This is a genomic window from Pseudomonas sp. P110(2024) (assembly GCF_057480795.1).
On sequence record NZ_JBLIYT010000009.1, the window covers coordinates 239,109 to 254,788 of the forward strand.

Genomic DNA, 15,680 nt, shown 5'->3' on the forward strand with positions numbered 1-15,680 from the left:
CTGCCCCTATGCCGCGTCGCGCTGGCCGCCGCTGCGGAAGTTGTCCACAGCCTCGATCAGTGCCTTGAGAATTGCCGAGCTGTCACCAATCACCGACAGGTCAGCTCGCTTGATCATGTCGCAGCCTGGGTCCATGTTGATCGCCACCACCTTGTCGCAGGCACCGATACCCTGCAGGTGCTGGATGGCACCGGAGATACCCACAGCCACATAGACCCGCGCCGTGACCCAGGTGCCGGTGGCGCCGACCTGGCGGTTGCGCGGCATGAAGCCGTCGTCCACCGCCACCCGCGATGCGCCCTCGGTGGCGCCGAGGGCCGCCGTGGCCCGGTGGTACAGGTCCCAATCCTTGACGCCGTTGCCGCCGGAGACGATGAACTCGGCCTCGGCCATGGCGATGGCCGCCGGGTCCACGGCCACCGAACCCAGGTCTTCGATACGCGACAGGCTGCGTGCCACGCCTGTGGACAACTCCACCGGCAACGCTTCATGACGGGTTTCGCTGACCGGCTCGGCACATTCGGCGGCGGCCAGGATCAGGCGTGGCACACTCCGCTGGATATCCTGCTGGGCGGCACCGGCACGACCGATGCACTGGCCGTCCTTGACCTGCCACACCCGCGTCGCAGGGCGTTCGCCCAGCGCCGCGGCCAGGCGACGTCCCAGTTCGCCGCCACCGGTACGGCTGTCAGGCAGCAGCCAGTGACGCGGCGCGAACTGGTTATCCACAGCCCGCAGGCCCTGGACCAGCTGCTCCGGTGCATAACCTGCGAAGGCCTCGCCCTCGATGACCAGCAAGCGATCGACGCCGGCTGTGGAAAAGTTGTTTTCCTTGTGCTCGCCAAAGACGATGGCCAGCACCGCGCCGTCGCCGCCGGCAAGGCTGTGGGCAAGGCCCAAAAGGTCACGGTCATGGCTGCCCAGGCGACCACCGACCATGTCCGGGACCACGGCAATGTAGAAGGCCGGTTGCGCCACGCTGTGCAGCGGCAACTGCACTTCGGCGGCCGCGCTGCGTCGCCCGCCGACACCGGTGCCCTGCTGGGCGCCGCTGCGGTCGATGCGCTTGAGGCCGCTGGGGCCGATGAAGCCGGCGGCGATCGCGTGCGGGTTCTTGCGGATGATCCCGTGCGGGCCCATCCAGCTCGTCTGTTGCGTCTGCATCGCCGCGTGCAGCGGATGCAGGCGGTTACGGGCGATCCACTCGGCGCGTGGGTCGCGGCGGATGATGTCGCTCATCAGTGCACCTCCGCAGGTTCACGTTTGGCAGCCTGCGACTTCGCGGTTGCAGGGGCTTCGTCTTCGATCAGCACATCGGCGACCAGCTCGGCCAGGTCCTTGATCTGCGGACGCGGCTCGACCACGCCTTCGAGCATTGCCGTGCACTGTGGACAACCCACCGCCACCAGCTCGGCCTCGGTCTCGCGGATATCGTCCATGCGCATGTCGGGAATACGCTGCTTGCCGGGGATGTCGGTGATCGGCGCACCGCCGCCACCGCCGCAGCAGCGGGAACGGAAGCCCGAGCGCTGCATCTCGCGCACTTCGATGCCCAACGCCTTGAGCACTTCGCGCGGGGCTTCGTATTCGCCGTTGTAGCGGCCCAGATAGCACGGGTCGTGATAGGTAACGCTGCCGCCCTTGTGCTGGCCGAGGTTGAGCTTGTTCGCGGCGATCAGCTCGGCAATGTAGGTGCTGTGGTGCTGCACCTGGTACTCGCCGCCAAGCGCACCGTACTCGTTCTTCAGCACATGGAAGCTGTGCGGATCGCAGGTGACGATGCGCTGGAAGCTGTATTTGCCCAGGGTCTGGATGTTGCGCTTGGCCAGTTGCTGGAAGGTCGCCTCGTCGCCCAGGCGACGGGCCACATCTCCGCTGTCGCGCTCTTCAAGGCCGAGCACGGCAAAGTCCACGCCCGAGGCCTTGAGCACTTTGACGAAGGCCCGCAGGGTGCGTTGGTTGCGCATGTCGAAGGCGCCGTCGCCGACCCAGAACAGTACTTCGGTGCGCTTCACCTCGGACAGCAGTTTCAGGTTGAGGTCGGCCGCCCAGTTCATCCGCCCGCCCGGGGCGAAACCGCCGGGGTTGTCGGTGGCGATCAGGTTGTCCAGCACCTCGGCACCCTTGTTCGGCGTGGCGCCCTTTTCCAGGGTCAGGTGGCGGCGCATGTCGACGATGGCATCGACGTGCTCGATCATCATCGGGCATTCCTCGACGCAGGCGCGGCAGGTGGTGCACGACCACAGCGTCTCGGCATCCACCAGGCCGTTGACGATCGGCTGGTGCGGATGGCCGCCATGCTCGCCGACCGGCTTGCCCGGGTAAGGGCTGCCGGCGAACTGTGCGTCGGTACCACCGGCCAGGCCGATGACCATGTCCTGAATGAGCTTCTTGGGGTTCAGCGGTTGGCCGGCGGCGAACGCCGGGCACATGGCCTCGCACTTGCCGCACTGCACGCAGGCGTCGAAACCGAGCAGTTGGTTCCAGGTGAAATCGACCGGCTTTTCCACGCCCAGCGGTGCATTCGGGTCTTCCAGATCCAGCGGCTTGAGGCCGGTGGAGCGGCCACCGCCGAAGCGCTCGGCACGGCGGTGCCAGGCCAGGTGCAGGGCACCGGCGAAGGCGTGCTTCATCGGGCCGCCCCAGGTCATGCCAAAAAACAGCTCGGACACGCCCCACAGCACACCGACACCCAGCAAGACGACCAGCACCCAGCCGCCAGTACCTTCCGGCAGGATGCCAGCAACCGGAAGCGTGGCGATGAAGAAGCTCGCCGCGAACATCAGCAGGCTTTTCGGCAGGCGCATCCATGGGCCCCTGGACAGGCGTGAAGGCGGATCGAGCCGGCGTTTGAAGACGAAAAGCGCGCCAGTGAACATGATCACCGTGGCCACCAGCAAGGCATAGCCGAGGATCGTGCTGTGCAGGCCGAAGCCGTGCACCAGGATCGCCAGCACGGCCGACAGCACGAAGCCGCCGGCGGTGGCCACGTGGGTCTTGGACATGTACTTGTCGCGCTCGACCACATGGTGCAGGTCCACCAGGTAGCGCCGTGGCATGGCCAGCAGGCCACCAATCAGGTCAACCTTGCTCGGCCGCCCACGCCGCCACATGCGCACCCGGCGCAGGGCGCCGAGCACCGCCAGGCCGAGGGCGGCGAACAGCAGGATGGGTAAGAGGGTGTTCAACATGGGAGGCTCCCACAACAGCTAGAATCCTGCGCCGCTCTCAAGGGCGGCACCGACCCCTGTAGGAGCGGCCTTGTGTCGCGAAAGGGCTGCAAAGCAGCCCCTGGGGCTCAGCAGTGATGCACAGATCCCGGGGTCGCTTCGCGACCCTTTCGCGACGCAAGGCCGCTCCTACAGGGGGCCAATCCCGCCTCTAGAGAGGCGGTGCGATCAGAAGTCCTTGCACAGCCGCAAGGCGTCATAGATCGCCGCATGCACGTTGCGCTGGGCCACGCAGTCGCCGATGCGGTACAGCAGGTAGCCCTCGCCCGGTTGGCTGAGGATCGGCTGCGGCTTGATGGCGAACAACGCCTCCACGTCTATCTGGCCCTTGTTGCGCGAGCCGTCCTTGAGCGCGTAGTACAGCTGCTCGTCAGGGCGCACGCCGTTCTCCACCACCACCTGGTCGACCACGCGCTCTTCCTTGGCGCCGGTGTACTCGTTCTCGAGCACCGCCACCAGCTTGTCACCCTCGCGGTAGACCTTCTCCAGCATCATGTCGCCGGTCATGATCACTTCTTTGGGGTACATGCTGCGGTAGTAGGTCGGGAAGGTCGTGCCGCCCATGGCCACGCCCGGCTTGATATCGTCGGTAACGATCTCGACCTGGCTGCCCTTGTCGGCGAGGAAGTCGGCCACCGACATGCCGGTGAATTCGCAGATGGTGTCGTACACCAGCACGTTCTTGCCCGGCGCGACCTTGCCGTCGAGCACGTCCCAGCTGCTGACCACCAGCCCTTCGGCGGCGCCCCAGTGCTCGTTCTGCTCGAGGAACGAATGGCCGCCCACCGCCAGCACGATGATGTCCGGGCGCAGGTCCTGGATGGTGTCCACATCCGCAGCGGTACCCAGGCGCAGGTCGACCTTCAGGCGGGCGAACTCCAGCTGGTACCAGCGGGTGATGCCGGCGATCTGGTCGCGCTGCGGCGCCTTGGCGGCGATGGTGATCTGTCCGCCGATCTGGTCTTTCTTCTCGAACACGGTGACGTCGTGGCCACGCTCGGCGGCGACGCGGGCCGCCTCCATGCCAGCTGGGCCTGCGCCGACCACCACCACCTTGCGCTTCGGCCCGGTGGACTTCTCGATGATGTGCGGCACGCCCATGTATTCACGGGAGGTCGCGGCGTTCTGGATGCACAGCACATCCAGGCCCTGGTACTGGCGGTCGATGCAGTAGTTGGCACCGACGCACTGCTTGATCTGGTCGACCTGGCCCATCTTGATCTTGGCGATCAGGTGCGGGTCGGCGATGTGCGCGCGGGTCATGCCGACCATATCGACATAGCCGCCTTCGAGGATGCGTGTGGCCTGGTTCGGGTCCTTGATGTTCTGCGCGTGCAACACCGGGACCTTGACCACTTCCTTGATGCCGGCCGCCAGGTGCAGGAACGGCTCCGGCGGGTAGCTCATGTTGGGGATGACGTTGGCCAGGGTGTTGTGGGTATCGCAGCCCGAGCCGACCACGCCGATGAAATCGAGCATGCCGGTGGCGTCGTAGTAGGCGGCGATCTGCTTCATGTCCTCGTGGCTGAGGCCATCGGGATGGAACTCGTCGCCGCAGATACGCATGCCCACGCAGAAGTCATCGCCGACTTCCTTGCGCACGGCCTTGAGCACTTCCAGGCCGAACTTCATGCGGCCCTCGAAGGTGCCACCCCACTCGTCGGTACGCTTGTTGACCCGCGGGCTCCAGAACTGGTCGATCATGTGCTGGTGCACAGCCGACAGCTCGACGCCGTCCAGGCCGCCCTCCTTGGCGCGACGCGCGGCTTGCGCGTAGTTGCCGATCACCCGCCAGATCTCTTCCACCTCGATGGTCTTGCAGGTGGCGCGGTGCACCGGTTCGCGGATGCCCGACGGCGACATCAACGTCGGCCAGTTGAAGCCGTCCCACCGTGAGCGACGGCCCATGTGGGTAATCTGGATCATGATCTTGGCGCCATGCTTGTGCATGGCGTCGGCGAGGTTCTGGAAGTGCGGGATGATGCGGTCGGTGGACAGGTTGACCGACGACCACCACTCCTGCGGGCTGTCGATGGCCACCACCGAAGAGCCGCCGCAGATGGCAAGGCCGATGCCGCCCTTGGCCTTCTCTTCGTAGTACTTCACGTAGCGGTCGGTGGTCATGCCGCCGTCGGTGGCGTAGACCTCGGCGTGCGCGGTGCTGAGCACACGGTTGCGGACGGTCAGCTTGCCGATCTGGATCGGCTGGAACATTGCTTCGAAGGCCATGACGCTATCTCCGGCTTACAACGGCTTTGTAACGAACAGGCCATCTTCGTGGCCTTCTTCCGACCCGCCGTAGACCTGTTCGGCCACGGTGCGGATCGAGCTGCCGCGGGCAGCGAGAATCTGGTCCATGGCCCCGGCGAACCAGCCGGTGAACATGTAGTCGACCTTACGGCCGCACTTGCCATACACGTACACGAACGCCGAGTGCTTGAGCTTGACGCTGCAGGTACCTTTGTCCAGGTCGATGTCCTGGATCTGGAACAGGCCCCAGCCACGCTGGGACAGGCGCTTCATGTAGTGCTCGAACACCGCCACGCCCTCCAGGCCATGGCACTCGGCTTCTTTCTCGCACCAGTGCCAAGCGGACTTGTAGCCGGCCTTGTAGAGGATCTCGGCGTACTTGTCGGCGCCCAGCACTTCCTCGATGCCCATGTGGTTGTTGACGAAGAAATGCCGTGGCACGTAGAGCATCGGCAGGGCGTCGCTGGTCCAGACACCGGTCTCGCTGTCGACTTCGATTGGCAATTGCGGGGCGATCTTGGCCATGGAAACTCAACTCCATAAAATTTTTTGTTTGGATGCCCCGGCGTTGCTGGCAGGGGCTTTCAGGCTTGGAGAGCGGCTTTACTCGCCCCACACATCCTTGAGGACGTTGACCCAGTTCTCGCCCATGATCTTGCGCACCACGCGTTCAGAGTGGCCGCGCTTGAGCAGGGTTTCGGTCAGGTTGGGGAACTCGCCGACGGTACGGATACCCAGCGGGTTGATGATCTTGCCGAAGTTGGTCAGGCGCCGGGCGTAGCCCTTGTCGTGGGTCAGGTACTCGAAGAAGTCCTGGCCGTGGCCCTGGGTGAAGTCGGTGCCGATGCCGATGGCGTCCTCGCCGACGATGTTCATGGTGTACTCGATGGCCTCGGCGTAGTCGTCGATGGTCGAGTCGATGCCCTTGGCCAGGAACGGCGCGAACATGGTCACGCCGACGAAGCCGCCGTGGTCGGCGATGAACTTCAGCTCTGCGTCGGACTTGTTGCGCGGGTGTTCCTTCAGGCCCGAGGGCAGGCAGTGGGAATAGCAGACTGGCTTCTTCGACTCGAGGATGACCTCTTCGGAGGTCTTGGAGCCAACGTGGGACAGGTCGCACATGATGCCGACGCGGTTCATCTCGGCGACGATCTCGCGGCCGAAGCCCGACAGGCCACCGTCACGCTCGTAGCAACCGGTGCCGACCAGGTTCTGGGTGTTGTAGCACATCTGCACGATGCCCACGCCGAGCTGCTTGAACACGTCGACATAGGCGATCTGGTCTTCGAACGCATGGGCGTTCTGGAAGCCGAAGAGGATGCCGGTCTTGCCCAGCTCCTTGGCCTTGCGGATATCGGCGGTGGTGCGCACCGGCATCACCAGGTCGCTGTTCTCGCGGATCAGTTTCTGGCTGGAGGCGATATTGTCGACGGTGGCCTTGAAGCCCTCCCACACCGAGACCGTGCAGTTGGCCGCGGTCAGCCCGCCCTTGCGCATGTCCTCGAACAGCTCGCGGTTCCACTTGGCAATGATCAGGCCGTCGATGACGATGCTGTCGGCGTGAAGTTCGGCTGGGCTCATCAGGCTGTCCCCTTTTATTGAAGTCTGCATGCGCCGAACCTTGTGCCGGCGCTTTGGGGCCAGCATATGCCTGCCGCCCGAGGCGCCCCGATGCAAAAACGACAGGGGGTTTGCCGAAAGCGTCAATGGCCGATCCGGCACGCTCTGGCACGGCGCTCGGCAATGAGAGCGAGTCTCGACAACGACGTTTGATGAACATTTCGTCAGGGAGCTATCGCCCGAACCTGCGCTGAGCGAGAATCCAGCGATTGGTCAGCCTGTTCAGGAGAAATTGGATGAAATCAATGGCATGGCTGGTTCTGCTGGCGGTCGCGGGTAGCGCGTACGCCGCCGAGGAAGAAAGCACGCCCTGCGACAACGTCGAGACCGAACAGCAGGGGTATGCCTGCGCGGCCTACAACAAGCAGACCGCCGAGCGCGAACTGAAAGCGGCCTATGACGACCTGATGCAACGCATCCGCGACCAGTACGCGGATGAAAGCGACAAGGCCGCGGCGCTGAGCGGCAAGATGGAGGCAGCCGAAAAGCTGTGGGCACAGTTGCGCGACGCCGACTGCAAGGTCGAGACTTGGGCCGAGAAGCCGGGGAGCAAGGCGTACGAGGCGGCGTGGGATACCTGCGTGGCGCAGCGTAGCGACGAGCGCTCGGAATACCTGCAGTCGATCGGACAGCAGTGATTGCCTGCCCCGCGAATGCTCACTTCATGACACGACCAATCGCCGGTCTTCCCGCGGGCACCGCTCGAACCGTGTCCGATAGCAGCGGGTGAAATACGACGCCGACTCGAACCCGCACGCCACTGCCACCTCCAGCACGCTCATGTCGGTCTGGCGCAGCAACTGGCGGGCCTTGTCCAGTCGCAGCCGCAGATAGAAACCGCTGGGCGTGTCGGCCAGGTACAGGCGAAACAGCCGCTCCAACTGGCGCCGGGTCACCTGCACGCCATCAGCCAGTACCTGGGTGTTAAGCGGCAGCTCGGTGTTGCGCTCCATCTCGCCGATCACTTTCACCAGCTTCTTGTTGCGCAGCCCGTAACGCGTGGCGATCTCCATGCGCTGGTGGTCCTGACGCGGACGGATGCGCCCCAGCACGAACTGCTCGGAAACCTGCACCGCCAGCTCACTGCCGTGGGCCTGGGCGATCAGGTCGAGCATCAGGTCGATGGAGGCCGTGCCGCCGGCACAGGTGATGCGCCGGCGGTCGATCTCGAACAGCTCCTGGGTCACCTGCAGGCGTGGATAACGCTCCTTGAACGCCTCCAGTGCCTCCCAGTGCAGGGTCGCCCGGTGACCATCGAGCAGGCCGGCCTCGGCCAGCACCACTGCGCCGGTGTCGATACCCCCGAGCACTACGCCTTCATGGTCCAGACGACGTAGCGCTTGCTGCAGCGCCGATCCATAGCACGCCAAGGGCTCGAAGCCGGCCACCAGCAGCAACAGCCGCCCGTGCCCGCCCTCCCCCAGCGCGCCATCGGCATTCACCGACATGCCGTTGCTGGCCTCTACCGCGCCACCGTCCAGGCTCAGCACGCGCCAGCGGTACAACGGGCCACGGAAGCGATTGGCCACGCGCAGCGGCTCGATGGCACTGATGAAACCCATGGCGGAAAAGCCGGGTAGCAACAGGAAGTCTATGGTTTCCGGCATCGCATGCTCCGCGCAAAGGTGGTCGCCTCCGTGCAAGTGTTAGTCGCCAGGGTGCGATTTTCCACCCTGTCGCCAGCGTAGCGTGTTCTCACGGCCCGCAGAGGCCGGACCCATAACAATATGCACTGCCGATGGAGAGCCACCATGCAACGCTTTATCCGCCGCAGCCTGTTGTCCCTCGTGCTCAGCACCACCGTAGCCGCACCGCTCTTCGCCGCCGAACCCGCCGTCTGCAAGGACGTGCGTCTGGGCGTGGTCAACTGGACCGACGTGATCGCCACCAGCGCCATGGCCCAGGTACTGCTCGATGGTCTGGGCTACCAGACCAAGCAGACCAGCGCCTCGCAGCAGATCATTTTCGCCGGTATTCGCGACAAGCGGCTGGACATGTTCCTCGGGTACTGGAACCCGATCATGACCCAGACCATCACCCCATTCATCCAGGCCAACCAGGTCAAGGTGCTCGACAAGCCAAGCCTGGAAGACGCCCGCGCCACCCTGGCCGTGCCGAAATACCTGGCCGACAAAGGCCTGAAGACGTTCGCCGACATCCACAAGTTCCAGAAGGAACTGGGCGGCAAGATCTACGGCATCGAGCCAGGCTCCGGCGCCAATACCCAGATCAAGGCGATGATCAGCAAGAACCAGTTCGACTTGGGCAAGTTCCAGCTGGTCGAGTCGAGCGAGGCCGGGATGCTCGCCGCGGTGGACCGAGCGGTACGACGCAAGGAAGCGGTGGTGTTCTTCGGCTGGGCGCCGCACCCAATGAACGTGAACATCGACATGGTCTATCTCGGCGACAGCCAGGACGCCCTGGGCCCGGACGAAGGCCGCGCCACGGTGTGGACGGTGACCGCGCCGGACTACGCCGAACGCTGTCCCAACGCCCACCGCCTGCTGGCCAACCTGAACTTCAGCGCCGAGGACGAGAGCCGGATGATGCAGCCGCTGCTCGATCACAAGGACGCGCTGGAGTCCGCCCGCCAGTGGCTCAAGGACCACCCCGAGGACAAGGCCCGTTGGCTCGAGGGTGTAACCACCTTCGATGGCAAGCCCGCCGCGGACAACCTCAAGCTCACGGCCAACTGACAGAACCTCATCGCCTACTCGCACACCGACAGGTCAACCCGATCGGTGTAGGAGCGGCCTTGTGTCGCGATAGGGCAGCAAGGCGGCCCCCGGACTTCAACGCCGCCACATAAATCCTGGGGCCGCTGCGCGGCCCTATCGCGACGCAAGGCCGCTCCTACAGAGATCCGGTCCATAGTCACAAAAAGGAATCCACCATGAACCACGACGTCATCATCACCTGCGCCCTCACCGGTGCCGGCGACACGGTCGCCAAGAGCCACCTGGTCCCGGTCACCCCGAAACAGATCGCCGAATCCGCCGTCGAGGCCGCCAAGGCCGGCGCCACCGTGGTCCACTGCCACGTTCGCGATCCGCAAACCGGCCGCTTTAGCCGCGACGTCAACCTCTATCGCGAAGTGATGGAGCGCATCCGCGAGGCTGACGTGGACATCATCGTCAACCTCACCGCCGGCATGGGCGGCGACCTGGAGATCGGCCCGGGCGAGTCACCCATGGAATTCGGCCCAGGCACCGACCTGATTGGCCCGCTGGAGCGCCTTGCCCATGTCGAGGCACTGCTGCCGGAAATCTGCACCCTCGACTGCGGCACCCTCAACTTCGGCGACGGCAACGCCATCTACGTCTCCACCCCGGCCCAGTTGCGCGCAGGCGCCAAGCGCATCACCGAGCTGGGCGTGAAGGCCGAGCTGGAGATCTTCGATACCGGTCACCTGTGGTTCGCCAAGCAAATGATCAAGGAAGGCCTGCTGGACGACCCGCTGTTCCAGCTGTGCCTGGGCATCCCATGGGGCGCGCCGGCGGATACCACCACCATGAAGGCGATGGTCGACAACCTGCCGGCCAATGTCACCTGGGCCGGCTTCGGCATCGGCCGCATGCAGATGCCCATGGCCGCCCAGGCGGTGCTGCTCGGCGGCAACGTCCGGGTCGGGCTGGAGGACAACCTGTACCTGGACCGTGGCGTGCTGGCCAGCAACGGCCAGCTGGTGGAACGGGCGATGGAAATCATCACCCGCATGGGTGCCCGCGTGCTCAGCCCGGCAGAAGGCCGGGAAAAGATGAACCTCAAACGCCGCTGATATTCCTGTAGGAGCCCGATATGCCATTCATCACCGACATCAAGACCTTCGCCGCCCTAGGTAGCGGCGTAATCGGCAGCGGTTGGGTCGCCCGCGCCCTGGCCCATGGCCTGGACGTGATTGCCTGGGACCCTGCGCCCGGCGCCGAGGCCATGCTGCGCAAACGTATCGCCAATGCCTGGCCGGCCCTGCAGAAGCAAGGTCTGGCGCCCGGCGCCTCACAGGATCGCCTGACTTTCGTCACCACCATCGAGGCGTGCGTGCGCGACGCCGATTTCATCCAGGAGAGTGCCCCCGAACGCCTGGACCTCAAGCTCGACCTGCACGCGAAGATCAGCGCCGCCGCCAAGCCGAATGCGATCATCGCCAGCAGCACCTCGGGCCTGCTGCCCAGCGAGTTCTATGAGTCGGCCACCCACCCCGAGCGCTGCGTGGTGGGCCACCCGTTCAACCCGGTGTACCTGCTGCCACTGGTGGAAATCGTCGGCGGCCGAAACACCAGCCCCGACGCCATCGAAGCGGCAAAAGCCCTCTACACCGCGCTGGGCATGCGCCCATTGCATGTGCGCAAGGAAGTCCCCGGCTTTATCGCCGACCGCCTGCTCGAAGCGCTCTGGCGCGAGGCCTTGCACCTGGTCAACGACGGCGTCGCCAGCACTGGCGAGATCGACGACGCGATCCGCTTCGGCGCCGGTCTGCGCTGGTCGTTCATGGGCACTTTCCTTACCTATACCCTGGCTGGTGGCGACGCCGGCATGCGCCACTTCATGGCCCAGTTCGGCCCCGCGCTGAAGCTGCCCTGGACGTACCTGCCGGCACCGGAGCTGACCGACAAGCTGATCGACGATGTGGTGGAAGGCACCTCGGAACAGCTGGGCGAGCGCAGCATCGCGGCCCTGGAGCGCTATCGTGATGACACACTGCTGGCGGTACTGGAAGCGGTGAAAACCAGCAAAGCCAAGCACGGCATGGCCTTCGACTGAGGAGTAAACGATGCCCGCCCTGATCACCTACCGTACCCGGGTGTTGCCGGAATGGGTCGACTACAACGGCCACCTGCGCGATGCCTACTACCTGCTGATCTTCAGCTACGCCACCGATGCGCTGATGGAGCGCATCGGCCTGGATGCCGATGCACGAGGGCAGAGCGGGCATTCGCTGTTTACCCTAGAGGCGCATATCAACTACTTGCACGAGGTAAAGCTTGATACTGAGGTGTGGGTGCAGACATTCATTATCGGCTTCGACAAGAAGCGCCTGCACCTGTACCACAGCTTGCATAGAAAGGACTTTGAGGAAGCCCTCTCCGCCAGCGAGCAACTGCTACTGCACGTGGATATGGCCGGACCAAAGTCTGCGCCGTTTACGGCGAGTTCCATCGAACAACTGGAAAACCTGGTCACTGGGCAAGATAGCCAACCGCATTCACTGTACGTTGGCCGAACCATTCGCATTCCTTGAACGTAAGATCAGGCTCGAGCGAGAAGGTCACCTCAACCACCAGCGTGCCTTCTCACTCAGCGCCCACCTATAGACACTCGACCTTGATTTCAGGGGTAGAATTTGGACACATCATCCCTAACCTCATTAAAATAACGAACATTATCATTATGTTCCTTAGTACCCAAACGAACTGAAGCAAAAGAAGCATTAGGATCAGAAAACTGACCCATATCATAATGATCACATCCATTTTTTCCGCAATCAAACTTACCCATTATCGTGTGATACTTAGCACCGTTGGCAAAAAACTCATGCGCGAATTTGTAAGGAGGATCACCTTGATCGGTATCTCCAGGTTTCCAGGTATGGTCCCCGCCCAAGAGATGTCCAAGCTGATGCGTCAGAGTGTCTGAGTCGTGCATAACGCTGATCAAAGCAAAGGCAGTTTCCTTTCTTGCCGAGACATAAGCCTGGCCACCAAAAAATGGATAAGCAACTGCAGTGACAACCAAATCAGCCTGCTTCGACTCTCTCTGTTCAGCAATTTGTCTTGCGACAGGCGTGTTTGGCCCACGGACCTCCCTCAGTATTTTTTTGGGGTCCTGTTCAAGCTCAGCCTCCTTCAAACTCGAGGCATAATACCCAGCGTACTCAAACTCAAGGTCAACATTACTTCTCCGAAACACCTGAGAGCTCGATGCCAACATTGCCCTAATCCTGCCTTCAAAAGACGGATCAACTGCACGCGCCTCCTGCGTACTAACGAACATGACCCTAATAATACTACGCGCCCTGGGCTGTGAACCATTCACTGCTTTTTTCAGTTCTTTACCCTGCGACTCACGTATAGGATCACACTTTAAATTAGAATCCGACCCAAACTTAATGAGAGCATATCGCCCCGCACCCGCATTTTCCAAACGATAAAATTGTCCTGGCAGATATATCTCACCGCTCAGACGCTGCCCTTGCCGCACCAGCATAATTCTGCTGACAGGATCTATATCAACCTCACCAGGAGATGTGTGGTGTTGTTTTCGATCGGAAACGATGTCTCCAAACCAATACGTAGTATTGTTACCTTCTTCATAGACATTACGTTGCTGAAACTTTACAATATCTCCATTTGGTAGCGACACCAAAAGCCGGCCAACCCCTGCCTTGACCAAGGCCGGATTGACATCAATGAAACGCGCATATTCTATGTTCCTCGATTGCCCCAGTGCTTTAAGGAAATTGACGTCTGCATCGCTAGAGGCCAGCGTCGACAGCCCCTGGAGATCCATCGCTTCCTTGATATCATAAAGTTTTTGCTCATCATCCATTGATGAAACCTGCGCATGACTTGCCACTCCACAAGCCGACAGCAGAAGCACCTGTAAAAATGCGAAAAGCCACGTAGTCCTTCGTTGAATAATCATCCTATTCTCCTTGAACATATGAGCAAGCAGTACACAACCAGGCACAATGCAAATACTTAAACAAGCCAGAAGACCAGCCGCAAGCAGCCTTATTGATCAAGCTTCCAGGAGGTAATATGGGTTATCTTACCGAACAACTCCTCATTCCATATCGTTATTTCCAGAGGCTGAAGAATATTTGGATGTTCCCACACCGATTTCTTTATATCTGCAATCATCCGCGGAAATAAATTGGGTTCAGGAAGCATCCCCTGAACGCACAGCGCAGCCTCGCCTCGCGCCGTTTCAAAACAGATAACGCGAAAGCCAAACCAGAGTAGAAATCGAATTGACCCGATCTCAGGCATATATTCCTTCCCTTCTCTCCTACACCCCTCCTCAGAAGTATGACAACTATTCTCCGCCAGCGCTTGTAGCATCGCAGGACATAGTGGCGCATTTCCGTGATCAGGCACGATTACACGGCATAGAAATCCATTCGCTGCGAAAGACCCCGTATAAAAAGAAACCTGCAATTCGTTTGCAGACGGCGTCGCCCCCTCGGGCTTCGGGGTGGAACACCCCGAAAAAACAAAGACCAATACAGTCCATAGCAAGACAGCATGAATTCCGCATAGTTTGTTCATGTCCTTACCTCACTATCCTCAGATTATGCTGTCGTCGCCCACCAGTGACATGCCAACGCTCGAACAAAAAGTATCTGCCATAATACTTAACTAACTATCAGACAGCCCGCAACTGGCAAAATTATCAGGTAGTTTGCGTGACCCCAAAAGTCCTGAAAAGCCGTGAGCTTCCGGGATCAAGAGCAACATCCACTGCAAGGCCCCCGGTGTCAGGATAGTGGCCGCCTCGCCTGATTTACCTCAAACCAGACACAGGGGCGCAAACAGAGCCGTTGTGCCGTACTATTCCTCTGAGCGCAAAGCCGAATTCCTCAAGATGTTGCTCCCTCCATTCAATCTGACGATGGCCGAGGGCGTTCCTGAAATGTCTCTGTACACCTGACGTCGGCAAGCCAGTACCAAAGGATCCGTAGTGGTGTCCGCCCCCAAACACCCGACCGAGAGTTAGTCGGTGGAGGTGAAATTCGCTGCAGTCACCGAGTGTGCCAGCCTGTCCGAGATTGAATTGGGCGAATACTGTCGTCGCAAAAGCTTGTATGCCAAGCAGATAACCGCGTGACGGCAGGGGCTTCTGAGCGCAATGGCGTCTCAACAAGCGCAACCCAAGGTTGATCGGGAACAAGCCCGGCAGGATCATAAATGCATCAAAGAACTTGAGATTGAACTGCGCTGCAGCTTCGAACTGCCGGACAGAGGCAGCACCGAGGACGTGCTCAGCGCCCTGGACGTAATGCCGAGCCGACAACACATGCGACCCAGGCACCGAATCGTGTGTGGTCGTGGGACATCACATACTTACCGTCTTCGGTGCGTGGTCAGTACGACTACCTGTATCTGATCGAGGAGTGACGCGACAACTAGTTTGAAAAACGCCGAGAGTGACCAAGCCCCCGGTGCCGTGACATCAATCTGCGGCCCTCCTTTCCCGACGATTTAGCCGTAAACGACCTGTTCGTAGTCAAAGCAGCCATCGTGACAATCCGCCCTTGCCGCCCCGGAGCATCGGACACAGAATCGATTGAAAACAACAGCGGCGAAGGACATTAGTCATGATGCATGCGGACTTGATCGACCAGGACGACCTGCTGGGCCAGCTGCGCTCGCGGGGTTTCGACATTCCGGCCGGCGCCAGCGCCGAGCAGGCCTGCGAGGTGGTGATACGCGGACTGACCGAGCCCAATGCGCGGGCGCTGAAGGGCATGGTCGAGCAGATGTACACCGGCAGCGCGACGATCCTGCCGGCCGTGCGCCAGGCCATCGACAAGCAGTTGCTGCCGGCGTTGGCGCAGTTCAACAAGCGTGCCTGAAGCAT

14 protein-coding genes and 1 pseudogene are annotated in these 15,680 nt (G+C 61.7%); 7 read left to right on the forward strand and 8 right to left on the reverse strand.

Features of this window, described 5'->3' with window-relative positions; genetic code table 11:
* Positions 1-6 precede the first annotated feature (6 nt).
* The 5 genes from etfA to AC25ND_RS16390 form a co-directional block, all read right to left on the reverse strand.
* Positions 7-1,239: an electron transfer flavoprotein subunit alpha gene (gene etfA, locus AC25ND_RS16370; RefSeq protein ID WP_186594629.1), complete on the reverse strand. Its 1,233-nt coding sequence runs from the start codon at positions 1,237-1,239 to the stop codon at positions 7-9.
* On the reverse strand, positions 1,239-3,191 hold the full coding sequence (gene dgcB, locus AC25ND_RS16375) for a dimethylglycine demethylation protein DgcB (RefSeq protein ID WP_028688446.1): 1,953 nt from the start codon (positions 3,189-3,191) through the stop codon (positions 1,239-1,241). The genes etfA and dgcB overlap by 1 nt, the downstream gene beginning before the upstream one ends.
* 207 nt (positions 3,192-3,398) lie before the next feature.
* Positions 3,399-5,459 carry a dimethylglycine demethylation protein DgcA gene (gene dgcA / locus AC25ND_RS16380; protein ID WP_028688447.1) on the reverse strand — a complete coding sequence of 687 codons (2,061 nt, stop codon included), beginning with the start codon at positions 5,457-5,459 and terminating at the stop codon, positions 3,399-3,401.
* 15 nt (positions 5,460-5,474) lie between these two features.
* Complete coding sequence (locus AC25ND_RS16385) at positions 5,475-6,005, reverse strand: DUF5943 domain-containing protein (RefSeq protein WP_028688448.1); 531 nt, start codon at positions 6,003-6,005, stop codon at positions 5,475-5,477.
* A 78-nt stretch (positions 6,006-6,083) separates the two neighbouring features.
* The gene (locus tag AC25ND_RS16390; protein ID WP_011536164.1) at positions 6,084-7,061 is read right to left on the reverse strand and encodes a dipeptidase; all 978 of its coding nucleotides are present in this window, start codon (positions 7,059-7,061) and stop codon (positions 6,084-6,086) included.
* 275 nt (positions 7,062-7,336) lie between these two features.
* On the opposite strand from AC25ND_RS16390, the gene AC25ND_RS16395 reads away from it, so the two are divergent.
* Positions 7,337-7,738, forward strand: a complete 402-nt coding sequence (locus AC25ND_RS16395) for a lysozyme inhibitor LprI family protein (RefSeq protein ID WP_069015875.1) — start codon at positions 7,337-7,339, stop codon at positions 7,736-7,738.
* A gap of 24 nt (positions 7,739-7,762) precedes the next feature.
* Here the strand turns inward: AC25ND_RS16395 and AC25ND_RS16400 are convergent, their stop codons facing one another.
* Entirely contained in the window at positions 7,763-8,707 is a 945-nt protein-coding gene (locus AC25ND_RS16400; RefSeq protein WP_028688450.1) for a GlxA family transcriptional regulator, read from the reverse strand.
* A gap of 144 nt (positions 8,708-8,851) precedes the next feature.
* Between AC25ND_RS16400 and choX the strand changes: the two genes are divergently transcribed.
* The 4 genes from choX to AC25ND_RS16420 all read left to right on the forward strand — a co-directional run bounded on the left by choX (position 8,852) and on the right by AC25ND_RS16420 (position 12,339).
* Positions 8,852-9,796, forward strand: a complete 945-nt coding sequence (choX, locus tag AC25ND_RS16405; RefSeq protein WP_028688451.1) for a choline ABC transporter substrate-binding protein — start codon at positions 8,852-8,854, stop codon at positions 9,794-9,796.
* Positions 9,797-9,993: 197 nt separating this feature from the next.
* Complete coding sequence (gene cdhC, locus AC25ND_RS16410; protein WP_028688452.1) at positions 9,994-10,878, forward strand: 3-dehydrocarnitine:acetyl-CoA trimethylamine transferase CdhC; 885 nt, start codon at positions 9,994-9,996, stop codon at positions 10,876-10,878.
* 20 nt (positions 10,879-10,898) lie between these two features.
* A complete protein-coding gene (locus tag AC25ND_RS16415) occupies positions 10,899-11,861 on the forward strand; it encodes an L-carnitine dehydrogenase (protein ID WP_062359780.1) in 963 nt (320 codons plus the stop codon).
* A 10-nt stretch (positions 11,862-11,871) separates the two neighbouring features.
* Positions 11,872-12,339, forward strand: coding sequence for a thioesterase family protein (locus AC25ND_RS16420; RefSeq protein ID WP_028688454.1), 468 nt, complete (start codon positions 11,872-11,874; stop codon positions 12,337-12,339).
* A gap of 89 nt (positions 12,340-12,428) precedes the next feature.
* Here the strand turns inward: AC25ND_RS16420 and AC25ND_RS16425 are convergent, their stop codons facing one another.
* Entirely contained in the window at positions 12,429-13,742 is a 1,314-nt protein-coding gene (locus AC25ND_RS16425; RefSeq protein WP_158509988.1) for a zinc metalloprotease, read from the reverse strand.
* 89 nt (positions 13,743-13,831) lie between these two features.
* Positions 13,832-14,368 carry a hypothetical protein gene (locus tag AC25ND_RS16430; RefSeq protein WP_145978828.1) on the reverse strand — a complete coding sequence of 179 codons (537 nt, stop codon included), beginning with the start codon at positions 14,366-14,368 and terminating at the stop codon, positions 13,832-13,834.
* A 675-nt stretch (positions 14,369-15,043) separates the two neighbouring features.
* On the opposite strand from AC25ND_RS16430, the pseudogene AC25ND_RS16435 reads away from it, so the two are divergent.
* Both AC25ND_RS16435 and AC25ND_RS16440 read left to right on the forward strand, forming a co-directional pair.
* Positions 15,044-15,214 (forward strand): annotated as a pseudogene (locus AC25ND_RS16435) (IS3 family transposase); the annotation flags it as partial.
* A 203-nt stretch (positions 15,215-15,417) separates the two neighbouring features.
* On the forward strand, positions 15,418-15,675 hold the full coding sequence (locus AC25ND_RS16440) for a hypothetical protein (RefSeq protein ID WP_028688456.1): 258 nt from the start codon (positions 15,418-15,420) through the stop codon (positions 15,673-15,675).
* The last annotated feature ends 5 nt before the right edge of the window (positions 15,676-15,680 follow it).

Coding starts and splice junctions, on each gene's coding strand:
- etfA (WP_186594629.1), bottom strand. CDS start 1,239: ATGAGCGACATCATCCGCCGCGACCCACGCGCCGAGTGGATCGCCCGT.
- dgcB (WP_028688446.1), bottom strand. CDS start 3,191: ATGTTGAACACCCTCTTACCCATCCTGCTGTTCGCCGCCCTCGGCCTG.
- dgcA (WP_028688447.1), bottom strand. CDS start 5,459: ATGGCCTTCGAAGCAATGTTCCAGCCGATCCAGATCGGCAAGCTGACC.
- AC25ND_RS16385 (WP_028688448.1), bottom strand. CDS start 6,005: ATGGCCAAGATCGCCCCGCAATTGCCAATCGAAGTCGACAGCGAGACC.
- AC25ND_RS16390 (WP_011536164.1), bottom strand. CDS start 7,061: ATGAGCCCAGCCGAACTTCACGCCGACAGCATCGTCATCGACGGCCTG.
- AC25ND_RS16395 (WP_069015875.1), top strand. CDS start 7,337: ATGAAATCAATGGCATGGCTGGTTCTGCTGGCGGTCGCGGGTAGCGCG.
- AC25ND_RS16400 (WP_028688450.1), bottom strand. CDS start 8,707: ATGCCGGAAACCATAGACTTCCTGTTGCTACCCGGCTTTTCCGCCATG.
- choX (WP_028688451.1), top strand. CDS start 8,852: ATGCAACGCTTTATCCGCCGCAGCCTGTTGTCCCTCGTGCTCAGCACC.
- cdhC (WP_028688452.1), top strand. CDS start 9,994: ATGAACCACGACGTCATCATCACCTGCGCCCTCACCGGTGCCGGCGAC.
- AC25ND_RS16415 (WP_062359780.1), top strand. CDS start 10,899: ATGCCATTCATCACCGACATCAAGACCTTCGCCGCCCTAGGTAGCGGC.
- AC25ND_RS16420 (WP_028688454.1), top strand. CDS start 11,872: ATGCCCGCCCTGATCACCTACCGTACCCGGGTGTTGCCGGAATGGGTC.
- AC25ND_RS16425 (WP_158509988.1), bottom strand. CDS start 13,742: ATGATTATTCAACGAAGGACTACGTGGCTTTTCGCATTTTTACAGGTG.
- AC25ND_RS16430 (WP_145978828.1), bottom strand. CDS start 14,368: ATGAACAAACTATGCGGAATTCATGCTGTCTTGCTATGGACTGTATTG.
- AC25ND_RS16440 (WP_028688456.1), top strand. CDS start 15,418: ATGATGCATGCGGACTTGATCGACCAGGACGACCTGCTGGGCCAGCTG.